The following is a 20,723-nucleotide window of genomic DNA, read 5'->3' on the forward strand; positions in this document are numbered from 1 at the left end:
CAACGATCTACCGCGTTCGCCAGCAAGCCGGCTTCTACAGAGGGGCAGCGGTGCTGACATTCAAGAAGGCCAACATCGACGGAACACGGACGGCAGCGGAGCTAGATATCTTCCAGCTTCCACACATCATAAGCCGGTACATCGTAGGGATGACTGGCCTTCAGCGCAGCCACCGCCTGCCTGATCAGCTCATCTGACACGACAAGCTCAACCTTCCATTCCTGAACCTGCTCGACCTCGCCGGCTTGCCCAATGAACGGCTGACTGCCGTCCAGCGGACGAAACTGACCGTGGCCAAGCACCTGCCATGAGCAGCAGTCATACGCGCCGATTCGCCCCGCACCGGCGGCGAACAACGCGTCTTTGACCTGCTCAACATGGCTCGGTGGCACAAAGAAGGCCAGCTTGTACATCAGCGATCAGTTCACCCAGACGCGCGCATTGCGGAACATGCGCATCCACGCGCCGTCTTCGGCCCACTCATCCGGACGCCACGAGTTGGTCACGGCGCGGAACACGCGCTCAGGGTGCGGCATCATGATGGTGACGCGACCGTCGAGCGTGGTCAGACCCGCGATACCACGGGGCGAACCGTTCGGGTTGGCCGGATAGGTTTCAGTGACCTTGCCGTGATTGTCGACGAAACGCACGGCAACGGTGCCGGACAGATCGGTTTCAATCAGCGACTCAGGGGTCTTGAACTCAGCGTGGCCTTCGCCGTGGGCAATGGCGATCGGCATGTGCGAGCCGGCCATGCCTTGCAGGAAGATCGACGCCGATTTCTGGATTTCGACCATCGCCACGCGTGCTTCGAACTGCTCCGAGCGGTTGCGCACAAAGTGCGGCCAGAATTCGCTGCCCGGGATTAGTTCGCTAAGGTTGGACATCATCTGGCAACCGTTGCAAACACCCAGGGCGAAGCTGTCGCTGCGGGCGAAGAAGCCCTGGAACGCGTCCCGTGCGCGGCTGTTGAACAGCGCGGACTTGGCCCAGCCTTCACCGGCACCCAACACGTCGCCGTAGGAGAAACCACCGCACGCCACCAGACCTTTGAAGTCGTTGAGGTCGACGCGACCGGCGAGGATGTCGCTCATGTGCACGTCAACCGAAGCGAAACCGGCGCGGTCGAACGCAGCCGCCATTTCGACCTGACCGTTGACGCCCTGCTCACGCAGCACCGCCACTTGCGGGCGAACACCCTTCTTGATGTAAGGCGCAGCGATGTCGTCGTTGACGTCATAGCCCAGCTTCACGTTCAGGCCCGGGTTGTCTTCTTCCAGCAGCGCATCGAATTCCTGATCGGCGCAATCGGCGTTATCGCGCAGGCGCTGGATCTGATAGCTGGTTTCGCTCCACTGGCGCTGCAGCAGGCGGCGATCGCCTTTGAACACTGTGTCGCCGCTCAGGCTGATGATCACGTCGCTGTTGTTGATCGGTTTGCCAATGACCGCGACGCAATCCTCGCCCAGGCCGGCAGCGCTGAACTGCGCAAGCACGAGCGGCGTAGCGTCCTGACGAACCTGGATCACTGCACCCAGCTCTTCGTTGAACAGAATGGCCGCAACTTTTTCGCGCTTGCCGGTCAACGTGTCGAGTTCGAGATTCAAGCCGCAGTGACCCGCGAAGGCCATTTCCAGCACGGTCGCCATCAAGCCACCGTCGGAACGGTCGTGGTAGGCCAGCAAGTGGCCGTCAGCGTTGAGGCCCTGAATGACGGCAAAGAAGGCTTTCAGGTCTTCGGCGTCATCGACGTCCGGCGCGACGCTGCCAAGCTTGCCGTGGGTCTGGGCGAGAATCGACGCGCCCATGCGGTTCTGGCCGCGGCCGAGGTCGATCAGAATCAGATCGGTCAGGCCTTTGTCCATGCGCAGTTGCGGGGTCAGGGTTTTGCGGATGTCGGTGACCGGTGCGAAACCGGTGACGATCAGCGACAGCGGCGAGGTGACGGTTTTCTCTGTGCCTTCGTCGCTCCAGCGGGTCTTCATGGACATCGAGTCCTTGCCCACCGGAATGGTAATGCCCAGCTCGGGGCACAGCTCCATGCCGACTGCTTTCACGGTGTCGTACAGACGCGCGTCTTCGCCAGGGTGGCCGGCGGCGGACATCCAGTTGGCTGACAGCTTGATGTCGGAAAGCTTGCCGATGCTCGACGCCGCGATGTTGGTCAGTGTCTCGCCAATGGCCATGCGGCCGGACGCCGGGGCATCCAGCAACGCCAGCGGCGTGCGCTCGCCCATCGCCATGGCTTCGCCGGTGTACACGTCAAAACTGGTCGCCGTGACGGCGACGTCCGCCACCGGCACTTGCCATGGGCCGACCATCTGATCGCGATTGACCATGCCGGTGATGCTGCGGTCGCCAATGGTAATAAGGAAGCTCTTGCTCGCCACTGCCGGATGATGCAGAACGCGCTGCACGCTTTCTTCGATGTCGAGCGCGCTCGGGTCGAAGTCGTCGCCCAGCTCCGCTTCACGCTCGGCCGAACGGTGCATGCGCGGCGCCTTGCCCAGCAGCACTTCCAGCGGCATGTCGACAGGGTTGTTGCCGAAGTGGCTGTCGGTGACGGTCAGTTGCGGCTCTTCAGTTGCCTCACCGACTACTGCAAACGGGCAACGCTCACGTTCGCAGATGGCTTTGAAGCGCTCGAAATCAGGGGCGCTGACGGCCAGAACGTAACGTTCCTGGGACTCGTTACTCCAGATCTCCAGCGGCGCCATGCCTGGCTCGTCGTTTGGCACGTTGCGCAGCTCGAAGCGGCCACCGCGACCGCCATCGTTGACCAGTTCCGGGAAGGCGTTGGACAGACCGCCCGCGCCGACGTCATGGATGAACGCGATCGGGTTGGCTTCACCCAGCTGCCAGCAGCGGTCGATGACCTCCTGGCAGCGGCGTTCCATTTCCGGGTTTTCACGCTGTACCGAAGCGAAGTCCAGGTCCGCCGAGCTGGTGCCGGTGGCCATGGAGGAAGCCGCGCCGCCACCCAGACCGATCAGCATCGCCGGGCCGCCGAGCACGATCAGCTTGGCGCCGACGGTGATTTCGGCTTTTTGCACGTGCCCTTCGCGGATGTTGCCCATGCCGCCTGCGAGCATGATCGGCTTGTGGTAGCCGCGAACTTCATCACCGTGGGGCGTGCTGACCGACTGCTCGAAGGTACGGAAGTAGCCGGTCAGGGCCGGGCGACCGAACTCATTGTTGAACGCCGCGCCACCCAGCGGGCCTTCAATCATGATGTCCAGCGGGGTCACGATCCGCTCGGGTTTGCCGTACGGCTTCTCCCAAGGCTGCTCGAAACCCGGAATGTTCAGGTTGGACACCGTGAAACCGGTCAGGCCGGCTTTCGGCTTGGCACCACGGCCGGTCGCGCCTTCGTCGCGGATCTCGCCGCCTGAACCGGTGGCTGCGCCCGGGAACGGGGCAATTGCCGTCGGATGGTTGTGGGTTTCGACTTTCATCAGAATGTGCACCGGCTCCTGAACCGCACCGTACTCGCGGCTTTCAGGATTCGGGAAGAAGCGGCCGGCCACGCTGCCGACGATCACCGAAGCGTTGTCCTTGTAAGCGGACAGCACGCCTTCGTTGTGCATCTGGTAGGTGTTCTTGATCATGCCGAACAGGCTTTTTTCCTGGCTCTGGCCGTCGATGTCCCAACTGGCGTTGAAGATCTTGTGACGGCAGTGCTCGGAGTTGGCCTGCGCAAACATCATCAGTTCGATGTCATGGGGGTTGCGCTTGAGGCCGACGAACGCGCTGACGAGGTAGTCGATTTCGTCTTCGGCCAGGGCCAGACCCAGTTCGACGTTGGCTGTCTCCAGCGCCGCGCGGCCGCCACCCAGTACGTCGATGGCGATCAGCGGCTTGGGCTCGGCGTGGCTGAACAGGCTCGCCGCCTCTTCCAGCGCGCCCAGCACGATCTGGGTCATGCGGTCGTGCAGAGCGTCGGCGATCAGCTGCGCGTCGGCGTCGCTGAACTGGCCTTCTACATAGAAGGCAATGCCGCGCTCAAGACGCTGGATCTTGGTCAGGCTGCAATTGCGCGCGATGTCGGTGGCCTTGCTCGACCATGGCGAAATGGTGCCGAAACGCGGGAGGACCAGAAACAGGCGGCCCGCAGGCGCCTGAACCGGCACGCTCGGACCGTATTTCAGCAGGTGGGCAAGGACTTGCTGCTCGTCTTCGGTCAGAACGCCATTGACCTCAGCGAAGTGGGCGAATTCAGCGTACAGGCCACTGACAGCCGGAACTTTATCGTTCAGCTGCGCAAGTAATTTCTTGTGGCGGAAAGCGGAAAGGGCGGGAGCACCACGCAGGATCAACATCGTCGGGACAGCCTCGGGAAGGGGGTGTGCTTTGAGGCCGTGCATTCTAGCCTAATCAGTCTGCGTCGGCACCCGAAACCACGGCACGGAACGCACCCGAATGTCGGCTCCGGGCGCTTGCCTGCGCCGGAAGGTAAAAAATCCTCTGCTCTATCAGACGCGACCCGCGCTGTCGAGATATGGCGGTATGGCTCCTTTGCGTATACTGCACCGATGTTTTCCCAATCAGATTTCCGCCCACGCTGTGCCAAGTGGCTCATCGCAACCGGAATCTTCCTGCTGCTCGGCGCGTGTGTGGAGAAACCCAACACGCTGGAACGAGTCAAGGAGGATGGCGTTTTGCGCGTCGTCACCCGCAACAGCCCGGCGACCTATTTTCAGGACCGCAACGGTGAAACCGGTTTCGAGTACGAACTGGTGAAGCGTTTCGCCGACGATCTGGGCGTTGAACTGAAAATCGAAGCCGCCGACAACCTCGACGACCTGTTCGATCAGATGGGCAAGCCGGGCGGCCCGGTGCTGGCGGCAGCGGGCCTGGTGAGCAGCGAAAACCGCGCAAAGCAGGTACGTTTTTCCCACTCCTATCTTGAAGTCACCCCGCAGGTCGTCTACCGCAACGGCCAGTCGCGCCCCACCGATCCGGGCGATCTGGTCGGCAAGCGCATCCTCGTGCTTAAAGGCAGCAGCCACGCCGAGCAGCTGGCAGCGCTGAAGGTCAAGTACCCCGCCATTAACTACGAAGAATCCGATCAGGTCGAAGTCGTCGACCTGCTGCGCATGGTGGATGAGGGCCAGATCGACCTGACGCTGGTGGACTCCAACGAACTGGCGATGAATCAGGTGTATTTCCCCAACGTTCGCGTCGGCTTCGACCTTGGCGATGGCCGCGATCAGCGTTGGGCAGTGGCGTTGGGCGATGACAACAGCCTGCTCAACGAGATCAACGCCTATCTCGACAAGATGCAGAAGAACGGCATGCTGCAGCGGCTCAAAGACCGCTATTACGGGCATGTTGACGTCCTCGGTTACGTCGGCGCCTACACCTTCGCCCAACATTTGCAGGAACGCCTGCCCAAGTACGAAAAGCACTTCCAGGCCGCCGCCAAGTCTGAGCAGGTCGACTGGCGGCTGCTGGCGGCGATCGGTTATCAGGAATCCTTGTGGCAGCCAGGCGTGACGTCGAAGACCGGCGTGCGCGGCTTGATGATGCTGACGCAGAGCACGGCCCAGGCCATGGGTGTGTCCAATCGGCTCGACGCCAAGCAGAGTATTCAGGGCGGCGCCAAGTATTTTGCCTACGTCAAAGAACAGCTCGACGACTCGATTCAGGAGCCGGATCGCACCTGGCTGGCGCTGGCGTCCTACAACATCGGCAGCGGTCACCTGGATGACGCGCGCAAGCTGGCGGAAAGCGAAGGCCTGAACCCGAACAAGTGGCTGGACGTGAAGAAGATGCTGCCGCGTCTGGCGCAGAAGAAGTGGTACAGCAAGACTCGCTACGGCTATGCCCGGGGCGGCGAACCGGTCAGCTTCGTCGCCAACATCCGCCGTTATTACGACATCCTGACATGGGTGAACCAGCCGCAGATGGAAGGCGGACAAATCGCGGAAGGCTCGCTTCATGTGCCCGGCGTGGACAAGACCAAGCCCTCGGAAGAAAAGGCGCCGCTTTAGTCAGTCGCCGGAATCCGCTCGCGGTGGCACTGAACTACCCCTTCGCCCGCCTCATTCTGAAGAACTCGCTCAGCATCGTCCCGCACTCCTCCCCCAGCACCCCGCCTTCAAACAACACGCGATGGTTCAAGAAAGGTTGCGTAAAGAACTGCCCCTGACTCTGCACCACCCCCGCTTTCGGCTCAGTCGCGCCATATACCACGCGGCTGATGCGCGAATGAACGATCAAACCCGCGCACATGCTGCAGGGTTCAAGCGTGACGTACAGCGTGCTGCCGGGCAGGCGGTAATTGCTGAGTGACTGTGCTGCCGCACGAATGGCGACCATCTCGGCGTGGGCACTGGGATCGCTGCCGCTGATGGGGCAGTTGAAACCGCGGCCGACGATTTCACCGTTCTGCACCACCACCGCGCCAACCGGCACCTCGCCCAGTAACCCACCCTCCGCAGCCAGGGCCAGGGCTTCGCGCATGAAGTGCTGATCGCGACTGCGATCAATAATGGGCGGCTGACGCATCAGGAGACCTCAATAGCGGCCATGAGACCGGTTTCCATGTGATCGATTACATGGCAATGAAACATCCACACGCCGGGATTATCCGCCACCAAGGCGACGCGCGCGCGCTCGTTGCGCCCCAGCAGGTAGGTGTCGGTGAAATACGGAATCACGTCCTTGCGATTGGAGGCGATGACTTTGAAGCTCATGCCGTGCAGGTGAATGGGATGCTGATACTGCGTCATGTTCTTCAGCTCAAAGATGTAACTCTTGCCTCGTTCAAGCCTGGCGATCGGCCGGTCGGCACAGGTCTTGTCGGTGATGTCCCACGCCTGGCCGTTGATCTGCCACAAACTGGGCGGCTTGCCGTTGTCGACATTCACCGACACCGAACCGACCCATTCGAAATTGAAATTGAGCTTCTCGGCGTTTGCCAGATCAGGCTCGGCAACCGGATTGGCCGGCAGCTCAGGCGGCCACTCGCCCGGCGTATCGGTGCTGGCCACCGAACGAAATGTGCCCAGCCGCACGGGGCCGTTGCGCAGGGAAATCTCTTCACCGGCGGCAGGCGCCTTGATCGCCAGACAGATGCGCATGCCAGGACCCAGCCAGTAATCCTTGCCCAGAGGTCGCGGCTTGACCGGGTTGCCGTCCAGGGCGTAGATCATCGCCTCGGCGCCCGGCAGGTTCAGGCGATAGGTCACGGTGTTGTCGAGATTGAGAATGCGCACGCGGGTGATCTGCCCGGCAGGCAGCTCAACGACGCCTTGTGGCACGCCATTGATCGTCGACAGACGCCCCGCCGTGCCCTCGCGTGCAGCCTCGCGAATAACGCTGAAATCAGTGAAAGCGCCCTCCTCGTCCACGTGCCAGCTCTTCAGGCTGACGACGCGTTCGTGAGCAAACCCTGTCGGCTCGCGTTCTTCGACGATGAGCGGCCCGACCAGCCCGCGGCCCAGTTCTTCACTGCTGCTGACATGGGGGTGATACCAGTAGCTGCCGGCGTCCGGCACGCGGAATTTATAGTCGAAGTACTCGCCCGGTTTGACCGGTAATTGCGAGACGTAGGGCACGCCGTCCATCTCCAGCGGGAGCCGAATGCCGTGCCAGTGAATCGTGGTTTCAACGGGCAGATGATTGATGAAGCGCACCCGAAGCCACTCGCCCTGCCTGACGCGCAGTTCAGTGCCAGGCGCCGAGCCGCCGAATGCCCAGGCGGGCGTCTGGTGCCCGGCCACCAGCTCAACGTCGAGCGGCGCGGCGATCAGTTCGTAATCGTGCCCTTCGCCCGGCCCGCGTTTGCCGAGCCAATACCTTGAGGCGCCGCCCGCGCCAAGCCCGACCACGGCAAGACCGGCCAGACCTCCGAGTATCTGTCGACGGGTAAAAGACATGTACGGAAAAACCTCAAAACGACTGTCCGCATCCGGGAACGATGCAAGGGGCGGACACGATACACCTGCACTTACAGAATTTTAAGGCGACTGCGTACGCAATACATATTTAGTGCCAAATGAATCAGCGATCGCGCCAAGATTGTCTTCCCGTTCATCAAGGAAGACGAATATGACCTTTGCACCCACCCGCCTACGCGCTACATCCCTGAGCCAGGACCGGACCGCCCTCATCAAAATGAGTGAGCGCCTGGTCGAGGCCTGCCCGGACATGCGCGAAATGGCCCGCAGCATCGCCCGAGAAATCCTCCTGCGTCACACCGGTTACGATACCGAGCCCGACACAGTTTACTGGCACTGCTTCCACACGGCGGAGAGCAGCCCGCGATCGTTCAACGGCTGGCAACACCGGGACGCGCCTTACCAATCGATGACCCTTGCGCAGTTGGTCATGCACCGTTTCAACCCTCACGATCAGGACAACGCCGACACCCTGCAGATGCTCAGCGGGTTCTACACCGCGGGCCCTGATGCAGAAGCGTTCGATGAGCGAAACGAGGTCATGATGTTGCCCGCGCAGGTCATGAGCGACTTCTGGGCAGTGGATTTCAAATCCCGCTTTCAAGAGAAGTTGAAGACGTTCTGGCGCGACTTCGCCGACGATTTCCGCACCCTGGCCAAAGCCAATTTCATCGCCAGCGCCTTCGAAGACCACCACGCCGGCTGGCTCAGTGAAGAAGATCTACGAACCGTCTTGCGTGCGGCTAACGTTGAACCGACCGATTCTCCGAGCCTGCAAACACTCCAGGCCAGCTCGCCGGCCAGTGTTGACGCGAACGTCTGGACCTTCGACGTGATCGGCTATGAGGCCAGCGACATCTTGCGAATCGTGACCTCGACCGGCCGGCAGATCCTCTACACCCCCGGCGAAGTGCAGGCGTTTCATGCTTTCGCGACACCGGACGAATTGCACTGGTGGCTGCTGTCGCAGAACAACCGCCCGGAGAGGCGCGCACACTTCATGGGCCACTTCCCGCTGTCGGCCCATGGCGAGGCCGATGAAAATATCGGGTTGTATCACGGCCTGGATGTGCTCTACAGCACATGGGGATCTGCTCATCCCGGTCTGATCAATCAACAGAGTCGGCCTGTGTCAGGGGACCCGTTCGCTCTTCTGCGCGACGCAATCCGGGCGCGGATGTTTGCCGACGCAGATCTGGCGCTGCATTCCAACGGCGACCTGCGCAAACAGATGTGGATCGGCTATCTGCGATCGCTCTCTCAACTGTCCGGCGCGCTGGCGGCGATTGACTGGCCGATCGCGCTGGCAGCCGTGGGCGCCGGCATCGCCGACATAGGGCTCAACATCGATCAGGCCGTGAACGGCGCGAGCACCGCTCAGCGCAAGGCAGGGGTTATCGGCGCGGTGACGGCGGCCATCGACACGCTGTTTAACAGTGCATTTCTTGTGGGCGGAGAGACGTTGGCGGAAGGCGAGCTACCGCAGCCTGAAGCCGGGTTGGAACCAGCCCCCGATGTCGATGAGCCTGTGGGTGGGTTCGTAGAGACGCCGGGCTTCGAACCCGAATCCGTTTACCCCACTGAGCGCAACGATGGGCTGAATTCTTTCGAGACCAACATGCTACTGGATGCCTTCGAGCCCATACGTGAAGAGGGCAAGATGAACGGCATCTACCTGACCGATCAGGGTGAAACCTTTATCGAGATCGATGGCTTTGCCTACGCCGTTCGCTACATCAACGAACTGAAATCCTGGGCCATCATCGACCCTGAGAACCCCTTCTCGTTTTATCGAAACCGGCCCGTCCGGCTCAACAGCGCTGGCAGGTGGGAGCCCATCATTCCGTTGAGTCTGCAAGGCGGAGGTAAAGCGATGAGCAAGATAGGGATTGGACGTGGGCCCGGCGTTTCACCGCACACAGCGCCTCTGCCCAGCCCCTACGAAATACCGGAGGCACTCAGGTCCGATGTGATGGAAGGCGCGCAATTTGGTGGACGTCGTGTGGATGAGCGCTACCACAGTGGCGATTTCAGCACGCGCGACCCCTATGATGATTTCAAACGCCTGCGTCACGATCTGCACAATGACGCCGACGCATTCTTCACGACACTCCAACTGCCGCCGCGTCCGGAAATCCCTGGCCTGCCTACCGACGCGCCATTGAAAAGCACGCTGAAGACGCTGTTCCAACGCTCACCGGGTCTGGTCATCGGGGAGAGTCACGCCGGCATCGGTAGCAAACAGTTTCTGATCGAACAGATGCCGCGTCTCGCCAAGCTCAAGGTGCGAACACTGTATATGGAACACCTCATGACCGATTTTCATCAGGCAGATCTGGATGCCTTTTACAAGACGGGGCAGATGTCGCCTCAGCTTGAAACCTATGTAGAAACACTCGACAAAGGGCATCGGACTGATCCCACCGGCAAATACACCTTTATGGCCGTGCTCAGAGCCGCCCGAGCCAATCGGTTGCGAATCAGAGCCATCGACTGCATGGCCAGTTATCGTCTCGACGGCGTAGGGAGTGCTGAACGAACCCTTAGGCAGAAAATGATGAATTACTTCGCCAAAGGCGTCATCGATGCGGATCAAGCAGCAAACAGTGGCAGCTGGGTCGCGCTCGTCGGCAACTCCCACGCCAACACCTATCAGGGCATCCCGGGCGTGGCCGAACTGGAAGGCGCCATCGGATTGCGCATCGAAGATGTCCGCGTCATGGAGTCGGGAGCGGTAACCCCGGACCCTGGTGCCGAGATGTTCGATTCTATGGGCCGTCGCGCAGGGACCGTGAGGAGCGACTTCCGCCTGCAATACCTGCGGGAGGCGCCCAGCCAGCAGACCGACCTGGAGAGCAGGTTGCTCCACCCTGGCATGTTCACGCTCGAACGAACCGGCGACGGGGTGACGCTCGTGCATCGCAATAAAGCAGGCGCTGCGGTGCATACGGAGGTGAAGCACGAGGGGAATCGCGTGTACATCGACCGCCCGGCATGGCCTCGTGTGAGTGGGCGGCGATTCGATACCTTGGCGGATCTGACGACTGCGCTGGAGCTGATGGGGATGAGGTTGGTGGGCTGAGGCGGAAAACGTAAAAAGCCGAGTGAGACGTTGAGGCTCACTCGGCTTTCGCTTAAGAAGGTATAGCAGCTCTAAACTCCGCACAACCAACCTAACCCCGTGTCGGGCTGGTAATTCGTGCTGAAATTCAGTTAGTGTTCTGACCTGAATTTTTTGAAAAGCAAGGAGCTAATCATGTCATTTGATGCATTTATGAAGGTTGATGGGGTTGAGGGTGAGTCTCTTGACGATGGGCACAAAGGTTGGATCGAATTACTTTCCTATCACTACAACGCCATGCAGCCCATCAGTCAGACTGCCAGCTCCAGTGGTGGAGCCACTGCGGGAGGTGTTTCCCTCGGCGATTTCCAGATCAGCAAATATGTGGACAGAGCGACCCCGAAGCTATTTGAGCTTTGCTGTAGAGGTTCGCATATCAAAAATGTGACCATTAGAATCCACCGTGCAGGAACTGAAAAATTTAAGTATCTGGACATCGTACTTGAAGAGGTTCTGATTTCATTAGTAAGCGGTCAAGGTGACGACCAATCAGGTTTCCCTATAGAGGTAGTAAACCTTAATTACGGCCGCATTAAATTTGAATACTCACAACAAAATCGTGCTAATGGCGGAAGTGCCGGTATCATTTCTGGGGGATGGGACAAGACTGCGAACAAGCCATTTGCTTAAGTAAATGGATTGGGTGCCATTTGATAAAACGGAAAACTGATCTCAGGGGCAGAGAAATGGCTAACCGCATATACAGCACCTGCAGGGAATGAATGATGAAATCAACAGACGAAAACAGAACAAACTATCTGATGGTTAGTACTGCCGCTGAAAAACTAGGCGAGCAAGCCTGTACATTAGGTCTTAGGCATATCCAAAACGGCACACTACGCTTGCAATTCAACCGAGAAGTCGCCTATTACGCTAAAAGCATTATCAAAGACGTTTCCGAAGGCAAAAAAAGTCCCGAACAGGGACTAAAAGAACTAAGAGATGAACAAAATAGCTTATTTACTCAGTCATTGGAGGTTGCCAAAAAAGGCATTGGAGCAGTCGCCGGAGCAATGCAATTCGCAGCGGGTGCGGGCATTTGCTATGGCTCCCTAGGTACGCTATGCCTCGTTGCAGGTGTACCAATTATGGCTCATGGTGCAAATAACGTTTATGAAAACGGGCGCAACCTTTGGGAGGGGCGTAGTGATACAGAAGGCCCAGTCAGAAAGGGATACCAAGCAGCAGCGAAAGCAGTTGGTTACGGAGCACGAGAAGGAAATATGGCCTACGGATCAGCCGACCTCGCGATGTCTGTATATGGTGTAACTAAGCTGGTCTTAAAACCAGATGCCTGGCGCCTATTTAGATATATTAGAACTGACTATGTTCGTGCATATAGAAATACGTCAGTGCCTGTATTAGTGCTAGACAGGGCCGCCGACGCCATCACAGTAGACGGAATGCAAAAATAGTGAACCAACAAAAAGCTGGACGCATCATTTCAAACGCAAGAGTTTATTTTTTTGCGATTGCGTGCGCTGCCTTTCATTCAGTATGGATATTGCTTCTCGTTAATTATTTCTTTGATTTAAGCATTTTCGTGGCCAGGTTTATTGCGGCAATATGCTTTATCATGATTTCATTATTGTGCATTAAATTATTCCATAGAAAAATAGCCAAGTTTTGAGGCGCAACCAAGCTTCGCTGAGATTAAGAACTATCACTAGCCATACTCGCCCTGAACATGGTTTCAGAGTCCAGACAACGAATTGAAGACTCGTTCCCCTTCCTGATTCGCCTACAGACCTAGCCAAGCCGCAGATGTGCGAAGGCTGACAGCTCAACGTCAAGCCCTGCAGCAAACGCAATACCCATAGATTGTTGCCCGTGAGAAGCTCGACCAGACCCTATTCGTCAGGCGGCCCAAGCGCCACGCGATGATAACGCTGGCGCGTCGAGCGACAAACCTGAAACCGAGTGAAGCAGTGACGGCTTCACTCGGCTTTTTCGGGACGACAAGGCGGTGAGCCCGTCCCGTGGGGGGGGGAGATTACACTTTCACAAAACAAGGACCTTTGACTAACCGACGCCATTTTCCATCAGCTGTTGCGATGGTTAAGGATAGCAGTCATCAAATCCTGGACGTCGTCACTCAGGCGATTATCAATAACTTCTGCCACCCAAGGGCAGCCCGCCTTGAGCAAGTGATTGCGCCAGTCGCCTGGCCAATCTTCGAGGTCTAACAACCCCAACCGGATTGCGCCTCCACGTTCCGCATGTCCACCTCCAATCGACTCCTCAAAACAGAATGGTTTATCCGGTTCGCCGGGGATGATGTGGAACACATAGAACCAATGTCCCGGCTCAACGGCATTGTTCTTCGCCCCTATTGTTATCCAGCGCGGCTCCGGAGCAGGAGCATCAATTACGGATGAGTTCATTTGCGGTTCGCCATCTCCGTGGTGTAATCCAAATTCTGTCACTTGGATTAATGCACAAAGCAGACAGAATTTGCCAATCCCAAAAAGCCAAAAGCCCGCAATTACGCGGGCCTTAGAGCACTTCTTGCTAGATCGTGCCGGTCAATCCCGGCCGCCCCATCATTCCCACTCAATCGTCGCAGGCGGCTTGCTCGACACGTCGTACGTCACGCGCGAAATACCTTCGATCTCATTGATGATCCGGCCGCTCACCGTTTCCAGCAGCTCGTAAGGCAGGTGCGCCCAACGTGCGGTCATGAAGTCGATGGTCTCTACGGCACGCAGGGCCACGACCCAGGCGTAACGACGACCGTCGCCGACCACGCCAACCGATTTCACCGGCTGGAACACGACGAACGCCTGGCTGACTTTGTGGTACCAGTCGGCTTTGCGCAGTTCTTCGATAAAGATGTGATCGGCGCGACGCAGCAGGTCGGCGTATTCCTTCTTCACTTCACCGAGGATACGCACGCCCAGGCCTGGGCCCGGGAATGGGTGGCGGTAGACCATGTCGTACGGCAGACCGAGTTCGAGGCCCAGACGACGGACCTCGTCCTTGAACAGTTCGCGCAGTGGCTCGACCAGTTTCAGGTTCATCTCTTCCGGCAGGCCGCCCACGTTGTGGTGCGACTTGATGACGTGGGCCTTGCCGCTTTTGGCGCCAGCGGACTCGATCACGTCAGGGTAGATGGTGCCCTGGGCCAGGTACTTGATGTTGTCGAGTTTGGTCGACTCGGCGTCGAACACGTCGATGAAGGTGCGCCCGATGATCTTGCGCTTCTTCTCCGGGTCGCTTTCGCCGGCCAGGTTGTTGAGGAACTGGTCCTCGGCGTTGGCGCGGATCACCTTGACGCCCATGTTCTCGGCGAACATCGCCATGACTTGCTCGCCTTCGTGCAAACGCAGCAGGCCGTTGTCGACGAAGACGCAGGTCAGTTGGTCGCCGATGGCTTTGTGCAGCAGGGCCGCGACTACCGAGGAGTCAACGCCGCCAGACAAACCCAGCAGCACGTTGTCGGTGCCGACCTGGGCGCGAACCTGGGCGATGGCGTCTTCAGCGATCTTCGACGGGGTCCACAGCGCTTCGCAGCCGCAGATGTCGAGGATGAAGCGCGACAGGATGCGACCGCCCTGCTTGGTGTGGGTCACTTCCGGGTGGAACTGCACGCCGTAGTAGCCGCGGGTGTCGTCGGCCATGCCGGCGATCGGGCAGCTCGGGGTGCTGGCCAGTACGTGGAAGCCTTCCGGGATCTCGGTGACTTTGTCGCCGTGGCTCATCCAGACGTCGAGACCGAAAACGCCATCGGCGTCGACGTGGTCTTCGATGCCATCCAGCACGCGGCTCTTGCCGACGACGTCGACACGGGCATAACCGAATTCACGCAGTTCGGAGCCGGCCACACGGCCACCGAGCTGCTCGGCCATGGTCTGCATGCCGTAGCAGATACCGAAGATCGGCACGTTCAGGTCGAACACAGCCTGCGGCGCACGCGGGCTGTCGGCAACGTGGACGGACTCGGGACCGCCGGCGAGGATGATGCCTTTCGGGGCGAATTCGCGGATCGCTTCGTCCGACATGTCGAACGGGTGCAGTTCGCAGTAAACGCCAATTTCGCGAACGCGACGGGCGATCAGCTGGGTGTACTGGGAACCGAAGTCCAGGATCAGGATGCGGTGGGCGTGAATGTCGAGGGCCATGAGAGGACTCTAGATAGAGCAGCTTCAAGCCTCAAGCTTCAAGCTGCAAGGTGTCAGGGGCCGCAGATCCGTAGCGACAGGCCTAAAGGCGGTGCCGCTACAGATCGCTTGTAGCTAGTAACTATCAACTTGTGGCTGGAGGCGTCAGCCGACCCGGTAGTTCGGCGCTTCCTTGGTGATCTGCACGTCGTGAACGTGGGACTCCGCCATGCCGGCACCGGTGATGCGCACGAATTCAGGCTTGGTGCGCATTTCGTGGATGTCTGCGCTGCCGGTGTAACCCATCGAGGAGCGCAGGCCGCCCATCAACTGGTGAACGATGGCAGTCAGCGAACCCTTGTACGCAACGCGGCCTTCGATACCTTCCGGTACCAGTTTTTCCGCGCCGTCGGACGAGTCCTGGAAGTAACGGTCCGACGAGCCCTGGGCCTGGGACATTGCGCCCAGCGAACCCATGCCGCGGTAGGCCTTGTACGAACGGCCCTGGAACAGCTCGATCTCGCCCGGTGCCTCTTCGGTACCGGCAAACATCGAACCCATCATCACGCAGTAGGCGCCGGCAACGATGGCCTTGGACAGGTCACCCGAGAAGCGGATGCCGCCGTCGGCGATCAGCGGAACGTCAGTGCCTTCCAGTGCCGAAGCCACGTTGGCGATGGCACTGATTTGCGGGACGCCCACGCCAGCCACGATACGGGTGGTGCAGATGGAGCCAGGACCAATGCCGACCTTCACGCCGTCAGCGCCGGCCTCGACCAGTGCCAATGCAGCGGCGCCGGTGGCGATGTTGCCGCCGATGACTTGCACGTCAGGGAAGTTCTGTTTGACCCAGCGAACGCGGTCAATCACGCCTTTGGAGTGGCCGTGAGCGGTGTCAACAACGATGACGTCCACGCCCGCCGCAACCAGCGCGCTGACGCGTTCGCCGGTGTCTTTACCGGTGCCGACCGCTGCGCCGACACGCAGACGACCCTGGTCGTCTTTGCTCGCCAGCGGCCACGCTTTGGATTTCTCGATGTCCTTGACGGTCATCATGCCCTTGAGTGCGAACTTGTCGTCCACGATCAGGACTTTTTCCAGACGGTGCTTGTGCAGCAGATCGCGCACTTCGTACTTGTCGGCGCCTTCACGGACGGTGACCAGACGCTCTTTCGGCGTCATCACTTCGCGAACAGGCACATCAAGGCGGGTTTCAAAACGTACGTCGCGGGAGGTCACGATGCCGACGAGCTCGCCGTCATGCAGGACCGGAACGCCGGAGATGTTGTGTTGACGGGTCAGTTCGAACAGGTCGCGAACGGTGGCGTCAGCCTCGATGGTGATCGGATCCTTGACCACACCCGCTTCGAACTTCTTGACCTTGCGCACTTCGGCAGCTTGCTGCTCGACGGTCATGTTCTTGTGGATGATGCCGATGCCGCCTTCCTGAGCCATGGCGATTGCCAGACGGGCTTCAGTGACGGTGTCCATAGCGGCGGAAACGAGGGGGATATTGAGTTCGATGCCACGGGTCAATCGTGTTTTCAGACTGACTTCGTTGGGAAGCACCTCGGAATAACCGGGCACAAGGAGAATGTCGTCGAATGTAAGGGCTTCTTGGCTTATACGCAGCATCGCTGGGCTCCCGAGCGGGAAAATGGAAGCGCGCCATTGTACCCAGACACCTGCACTATCTCAATGTAAAGATCAGGCTATTTACGCATGAGCCGGATTACGGCGCCCAATGACAGCAGTACATATCTACATTCTGACTTTGACGTGAGAAACCGGACGGTCCATGCGCTCGGCAAATGCCTCGACGAAGCTGCTTTTGAAGCCGGCATCCAGCCAGTTGTTGAAGATGAACCCCAGATTCGAGAACCCGCAGGGCTCAAGAAACAGAAACCCGTTGATGTCGTCTTCATGGCGGCATTCGGGGCACATGAAGTTGTCGGTGTGGCCCGGCATCCAGTCTTCCAGGCTGTCGAACAGCGCTTCGCCGATCTCACGCCGGCATTCCGGGCAACCGGCCTCCTCCTTGAAGCCCTGCTGCGGCGTATAGATGCACCGCTTGAGGACGATTTCCAGGCCGTTGACCGGTTGACCGAATGGCAAGGCGTCAGGGTTTTCGACGAAGCGTCGCGCGCCCGGCGCAACCGCGTAGGCCATGCGATTGAAGCTGCGCCCACAGGTGGTCAGCGATTCCTCGACGACGTTCAGCTTCACCAGCCAGCGCAGGATCGCCCGCGCCTTCGCTTCGTGCGCAGGAAAGCTGGAGATTTGCGGGACGATGATGCTTTGGGTGTCCATGACGGGCCTGTCTGACGAGTAATCGGGGGGGCGGCAGCTTAATCGCGCTGTCGGTGACGTCAAGTATGGCCGTCGGGTCGCATGTGCTGTTGCGTTTCGGCTGGCTGCTCGACGACTGCGCCGAAGGCGTACTCTGGCGTTTTCTCAGCCGCGCCGCCCCCCCCACGGTGAATTGCTGCTGGCGGACGACCGTCGTGGCAATCCGACCCCGGTCGACGGCGCCGCGAGGTTTATCATTTCGGTGCTCAAACAGCTCCGAGATAGCCCTGACACTGCCAGCCTGTAGGAGCCGGCTTGCTGGCGAACGCGTCCTGTCAGTTGATGGAAAGGTGACTGACCCACCGCGTTCGCGGGCAAGCGCGCTCCTACAGGTGATTTGCGCCATCCGTTAATCTGCGCTGGTGTTGGTAATCTTCGTTGGATGACCACCCCTCAGGTGTGAAATGGCCGGTGAAAGGGCATGGGTCGCGGTCGGCCTCTGCCCGAAGGGCGTAGGAGCGCGCTTGCCCGCGATCTGGCGCGCAGCGGCAGTAAAACAGGTGAATACGGTGGGTCAGCGAGACCAGCGTTGCCTGTTTTTACGACTGCTGCGCAGCCGGTAGAAGTACGCACGCCTATAACACCTCGGATTTGGGCGCTCTCTTAGCGCCCGGCGTCAGCGATCTCATCTGGTGACCCGTGCCCCAATGCCTTTATGATGCCGCCATGATCAAAGACCCCTTCGCAAGACTCGGCCTTGACCGGGACGTCCTCACTGTCAGCCAGCTCAATGGCCGCGCACGCGTGCTGCTGGAGGATGTGTTTTCCAGCATCTGGGTCGAGGGCGAGATTTCCAACCTCTCGCGTCCGGCCTCAGGGCACGTTTACTTCACGCTGAAGGACTCCGGCGCCCAGGTGCGTTGCGCGCTGTTTCGCAGCAATGCGGCGCGGGTGCGTCAGGCATTGAAGGACGGCCTGGCGGTCAAGGTGCGCGGCAAGGTCTCGCTGTTTGAAGGTCGCGGCGACTATCAGCTGATTCTCGACACCGTCGAGCCTGCTGGCGATGGTGCACTGCGTCTGGCCTTCGACGCGTTGAAGGAGAAGCTCAGCGCCGAAGGCCTGTTCAGCGCCGAGCGCAAGGTCGCCCTGCCCCTGCACCCCAAGCGCATCGGCATCATCAGCTCCCCAACCGGCGCGGTGATTCGCGACATCATCAGCGTGTTTCGTCGTCGCGCGCCCCAAGTCGAACTCACCCTGATTCCCACCGCCGTGCAGGGCCGCGAAGCCATCGGCCAGATCGTGCGCGCCCTGAAGCTTGCGGATGGAAGGGGCTTCGATGCGTTGATCCTGGCGCGGGGCGGCGGCTCGCTGGAGGACCTCTGGTGCTTCAACGAGGAAGCCGTCGCCCGCGCCATCGATGCGTGCGTGACGCCGATCGTCAGCGCGGTCGGCCACGAAACCGATGTTTCGATCAGTGACTTCGTCGCCGACGTGCGCGCACCCACGCCCTCCGCCGCCGCTGAACTGCTGGCGCCGGATTCAAGCGACTTGCAGCGCCGCGTCGACAGCCTGGAGCGCCGGCTGATCAGCCGCATGCAGGATCGGCTGATGCGCGAGCAATTGCGCCTGGACGGTATTTCCCGCCGCTTGCGCCACCCCGGCGAGCGGTTGCGCCAGCGCGCCCAGCGCCTCGACGACCTGGACATGCGCATGCGCCGGGCCTTCGAGCAGCAGATGCACAAGCGCCTGGTGCGCATGAGCCATCTGGAAAGCCGCCTGGCCGCGCAACATCCGGGACGCACGCTGATGTTTCTGCGTCAGCGCCTGGCGGTATTGGCCGAACGGCTGCCGCGCGCGATCAAGGAAAACCTCAAAAGCCGTCGCCTGCAGCTGCAAAGTCAGGTGCAGACGCTCAACGTGGTCAGCCCGCTGGCGACCCTTGGCCGTGGCTACAGTATTTTGCTGGATGAACGCGGCAGGGCCATTCGCGCTGCCGAGCAGACTCATCAGGGTCAGCGCCTGACGGCAAAGCTGGCGGACGGTGAGCTGCAAGTGCGCGTCGAAGACAACCATCTGACGCCTGTCACCCTTTCACTTCTGGATTGATCAATGCTGCCTTTTCTATCCCGTTCGTTGGCAACTGCTGCCCTGGTCTTTTGCGCTGCCCTGCCCGCCTACGCTGACAGCTACATTTCCCGCCTGCTCAACAAGCCGGTGCCGGGCGGCGTGGCGGTGGTCGATCTCGGCCCCGCCGCGCAAGCGCCCAAAGCCACGTGGCAGGGCAAACCGGTGCTGGTGGTCAAGGATCAGGACGCGCGCTGGCTGGCCATCGTCGGCATCCCGCTGAGTACCAAGCCAGGCACTGCGCAGCAGGTCAGCAGCGGCGGTCGCAACGTGCCTTTCGTGGTGGGCGACAAGAAGTACCCGGAACAGCGGATTACCCTGAAGAACCAGCGTCAGGTCAATCCGAACCCGGACGACCTCAAGCGCATCGAGCAGGAACTCGACGTGCAGGTCCGCGCCTACCGTACGTTCAGTCCCGTGACGCCGAGCAACCTGCTGCTGGACAAACCGGTGGACGGGCCGCTCTCGAGCAAATTCGGTGTGCGGCGCTTTTTCAACGGTGAGGAGCGCAACCCGCACGCGGGACTGGATTTCGCCGTTCCGGCTGGTACGCCTATCAAGTCGCCGGCTGCGGGCAAAGTGATTCTGATCGGCAATTACTTCTTCAATGGCAACACTGTGTTCGTCGATCACGGCCAGGGTTTCATCAGCATGTTCTGCCATATGTCGAAGATCGACGTGAAGGTCGGCGATGCCGTGCCGCGCGGTGGCGTGGTCGGGCGCGTGGGTTCGACTGGTCGCGCGACGGGGCCGCACATGCACTGGAACGTCAGCCTGAATGACGCGCGGGTTGATCCGGCGATTTTCATTAATGCGTTTCAGCCGTGACGCTTGATCGTTTTATTAACCCTGCAGCCCCCCGTAGGACCGGCTTTAGCCGGGAAGGCGTCAGGCGCAACACCGCAACTCTGATGGTGTAAATTCTGGCCCCTTCCCGGCTGAAGCCAGTCCTACAATTGGAATGCCTACATCCTGCTGAGCCTGCTCACGCGCGATCGGTACGTTCAGACCGAATCGAATGGGCAATTAAATCGCGCATAGCCTTGAAACCCAGCAATAAAATATCGATCTCGAGCATTTACCGGTCATTTCTCTCAATTTTTCCCAACCGCTTGCCAGCTTTCACCCCATTGGTTACGTTTGGCGACATGAAAACCTCTCACACCCTCATTCTGATGCGTCAAC

Annotated in this window: 14 protein-coding genes and 1 pseudogene; 7 read left to right on the forward strand and 8 right to left on the reverse strand. The window is 59.8% G+C overall.

The annotated features are described in order from the left end of the window. Positions 1-101: 101 nt before the first annotated feature. Both OKW98_RS24215 and purL read right to left on the reverse strand, forming a co-directional pair. Positions 102-413 (reverse strand): YqfO family protein, encoded by a 312-nt coding sequence (locus OKW98_RS24215; RefSeq protein WP_265386987.1) that lies wholly within the window; start codon positions 411-413, stop codon positions 102-104. A 6-nt stretch (positions 414-419) separates the two neighbouring features. Then, positions 420-4,319, reverse strand: a complete 3,900-nt coding sequence (gene purL, locus OKW98_RS24220) for a phosphoribosylformylglycinamidine synthase (protein WP_265386988.1) — start codon at positions 4,317-4,319, stop codon at positions 420-422. Between the two features lie 213 nt (positions 4,320-4,532). On the opposite strand from purL, the gene mltF reads away from it, so the two are divergent. Next, the gene (mltF, locus tag OKW98_RS24225) at positions 4,533-5,993 is read left to right on the forward strand and encodes a membrane-bound lytic murein transglycosylase MltF (RefSeq protein WP_265386989.1); all 1,461 of its coding nucleotides are present in this window, start codon (positions 4,533-4,535) and stop codon (positions 5,991-5,993) included. A 34-nt stretch (positions 5,994-6,027) separates the two neighbouring features. Here the strand turns inward: mltF and tadA are convergent, their stop codons facing one another. Both tadA and OKW98_RS24235 read right to left on the reverse strand, forming a co-directional pair. Then, entirely contained in the window at positions 6,028-6,510 is a 483-nt protein-coding gene (gene tadA, locus OKW98_RS24230; RefSeq protein ID WP_265386990.1) for a tRNA adenosine(34) deaminase TadA, read from the reverse strand. Continuing rightward, positions 6,510-7,883, reverse strand: coding sequence for a multicopper oxidase family protein (locus OKW98_RS24235; protein ID WP_265386991.1), 1,374 nt, complete (start codon positions 7,881-7,883; stop codon positions 6,510-6,512). The genes tadA and OKW98_RS24235 overlap by 1 nt, the downstream gene beginning before the upstream one ends. A gap of 172 nt (positions 7,884-8,055) precedes the next feature. Between OKW98_RS24235 and OKW98_RS24240 the strand changes: the two genes are divergently transcribed. The 3 genes from OKW98_RS24240 (at position 8,056) to OKW98_RS24250 (ending at position 12,440) form a co-directional block, all read left to right on the forward strand. Further along, entirely contained in the window at positions 8,056-10,986 is a 2,931-nt protein-coding gene (locus tag OKW98_RS24240) for a membrane-targeted effector domain-containing toxin (protein WP_265386992.1), read from the forward strand. Positions 10,987-11,160: 174 nt separating this feature from the next. Next, positions 11,161-11,655 carry an Hcp family type VI secretion system effector gene (locus tag OKW98_RS24245; protein ID WP_265386993.1) on the forward strand — a complete coding sequence of 165 codons (495 nt, stop codon included), beginning with the start codon at positions 11,161-11,163 and terminating at the stop codon, positions 11,653-11,655. A 95-nt stretch (positions 11,656-11,750) separates the two neighbouring features. Continuing rightward, a complete protein-coding gene (locus tag OKW98_RS24250) occupies positions 11,751-12,440 on the forward strand; it encodes a DUF4225 domain-containing protein (RefSeq protein ID WP_265386994.1) in 690 nt (229 codons plus the stop codon). Positions 12,441-13,067: 627 nt separating this feature from the next. Here the strand turns inward: OKW98_RS24250 and OKW98_RS24255 are convergent. The 4 genes from OKW98_RS24255 to OKW98_RS24270 all read right to left on the reverse strand — a co-directional run bounded on the left by OKW98_RS24255 (position 13,068) and on the right by OKW98_RS24270 (position 17,435). Next, positions 13,068-13,409, reverse strand: a complete 342-nt coding sequence (locus OKW98_RS24255; protein ID WP_265386995.1) for a hypothetical protein — start codon at positions 13,407-13,409, stop codon at positions 13,068-13,070. A 159-nt stretch (positions 13,410-13,568) separates the two neighbouring features. Next, positions 13,569-15,146, reverse strand: coding sequence for a glutamine-hydrolyzing GMP synthase (gene guaA, locus OKW98_RS24260; RefSeq protein WP_108120879.1), 1,578 nt, complete (start codon positions 15,144-15,146; stop codon positions 13,569-13,571). Between the two features lie 144 nt (positions 15,147-15,290). Continuing rightward, positions 15,291-16,760: an IMP dehydrogenase gene (guaB, locus tag OKW98_RS24265; protein ID WP_065989989.1), complete on the reverse strand. Its 1,470-nt coding sequence runs from the start codon at positions 16,758-16,760 to the stop codon at positions 15,291-15,293. A gap of 126 nt (positions 16,761-16,886) precedes the next feature. Then, positions 16,887-17,435, reverse strand: coding sequence for a sugar ABC transporter ATPase (locus OKW98_RS24270; RefSeq protein ID WP_074886647.1), 549 nt, complete (start codon positions 17,433-17,435; stop codon positions 16,887-16,889). An 80-nt stretch (positions 17,436-17,515) separates the two neighbouring features. Here OKW98_RS24270 and OKW98_RS24275 point away from each other — a divergent pair. The 3 genes and pseudogenes from OKW98_RS24275 to OKW98_RS24285 all read left to right on the forward strand — a co-directional run. After that, positions 17,516-17,691, forward strand: a pseudogene (locus OKW98_RS24275) (sugar nucleotide-binding protein); the annotation flags it as partial. Positions 17,692-18,140: 449 nt separating this feature from the next. Continuing rightward, entirely contained in the window at positions 18,141-19,520 is a 1,380-nt protein-coding gene (xseA, locus tag OKW98_RS24280; RefSeq protein ID WP_265386996.1) for an exodeoxyribonuclease VII large subunit, read from the forward strand. Positions 19,521-19,523: 3 nt separating this feature from the next. After that, positions 19,524-20,366, forward strand: a complete 843-nt coding sequence (locus OKW98_RS24285; protein WP_265386997.1) for a peptidoglycan DD-metalloendopeptidase family protein — start codon at positions 19,524-19,526, stop codon at positions 20,364-20,366. The last annotated feature ends 357 nt before the right edge of the window (positions 20,367-20,723 follow it).

Source organism: Pseudomonas sp. KU26590 (assembly GCF_026153515.1).
Lineage (GTDB): Bacteria > Pseudomonadota > Gammaproteobacteria > Pseudomonadales > Pseudomonadaceae > Aquipseudomonas.

Bases quoted from the DNA above. Each gene is read 5' to 3' on its own strand.
- OKW98_RS24215 (WP_265386987.1), bottom strand. From the start codon at position 413: ATGTACAAGCTGGCCTTCTTTGTGCCACCGAGCCATGTTGAGCAGGTC.
- purL (WP_265386988.1), bottom strand. From the start codon at position 4,319: ATGTTGATCCTGCGTGGTGCTCCCGCCCTTTCCGCTTTCCGCCACAAG.
- mltF (WP_265386989.1), top strand. From the start codon at position 4,533: ATGTTTTCCCAATCAGATTTCCGCCCACGCTGTGCCAAGTGGCTCATC.
- tadA (WP_265386990.1), bottom strand. From the start codon at position 6,510: ATGCGTCAGCCGCCCATTATTGATCGCAGTCGCGATCAGCACTTCATG.
- OKW98_RS24235 (WP_265386991.1), bottom strand. From the start codon at position 7,883: ATGTCTTTTACCCGTCGACAGATACTCGGAGGTCTGGCCGGTCTTGCC.
- OKW98_RS24240 (WP_265386992.1), top strand. From the start codon at position 8,056: ATGACCTTTGCACCCACCCGCCTACGCGCTACATCCCTGAGCCAGGAC.
- OKW98_RS24245 (WP_265386993.1), top strand. From the start codon at position 11,161: ATGTCATTTGATGCATTTATGAAGGTTGATGGGGTTGAGGGTGAGTCT.
- OKW98_RS24250 (WP_265386994.1), top strand. From the start codon at position 11,751: ATGAAATCAACAGACGAAAACAGAACAAACTATCTGATGGTTAGTACT.
- OKW98_RS24255 (WP_265386995.1), bottom strand. From the start codon at position 13,409: ATGAACTCATCCGTAATTGATGCTCCTGCTCCGGAGCCGCGCTGGATA.
- guaA (WP_108120879.1), bottom strand. From the start codon at position 15,146: ATGGCCCTCGACATTCACGCCCACCGCATCCTGATCCTGGACTTCGGT.
- guaB (WP_065989989.1), bottom strand. From the start codon at position 16,760: ATGCTGCGTATAAGCCAAGAAGCCCTTACATTCGACGACATTCTCCTT.
- OKW98_RS24270 (WP_074886647.1), bottom strand. From the start codon at position 17,435: ATGGACACCCAAAGCATCATCGTCCCGCAAATCTCCAGCTTTCCTGCG.
- xseA (WP_265386996.1), top strand. From the start codon at position 18,141: ATGATCAAAGACCCCTTCGCAAGACTCGGCCTTGACCGGGACGTCCTC.
- OKW98_RS24285 (WP_265386997.1), top strand. From the start codon at position 19,524: ATGCTGCCTTTTCTATCCCGTTCGTTGGCAACTGCTGCCCTGGTCTTT.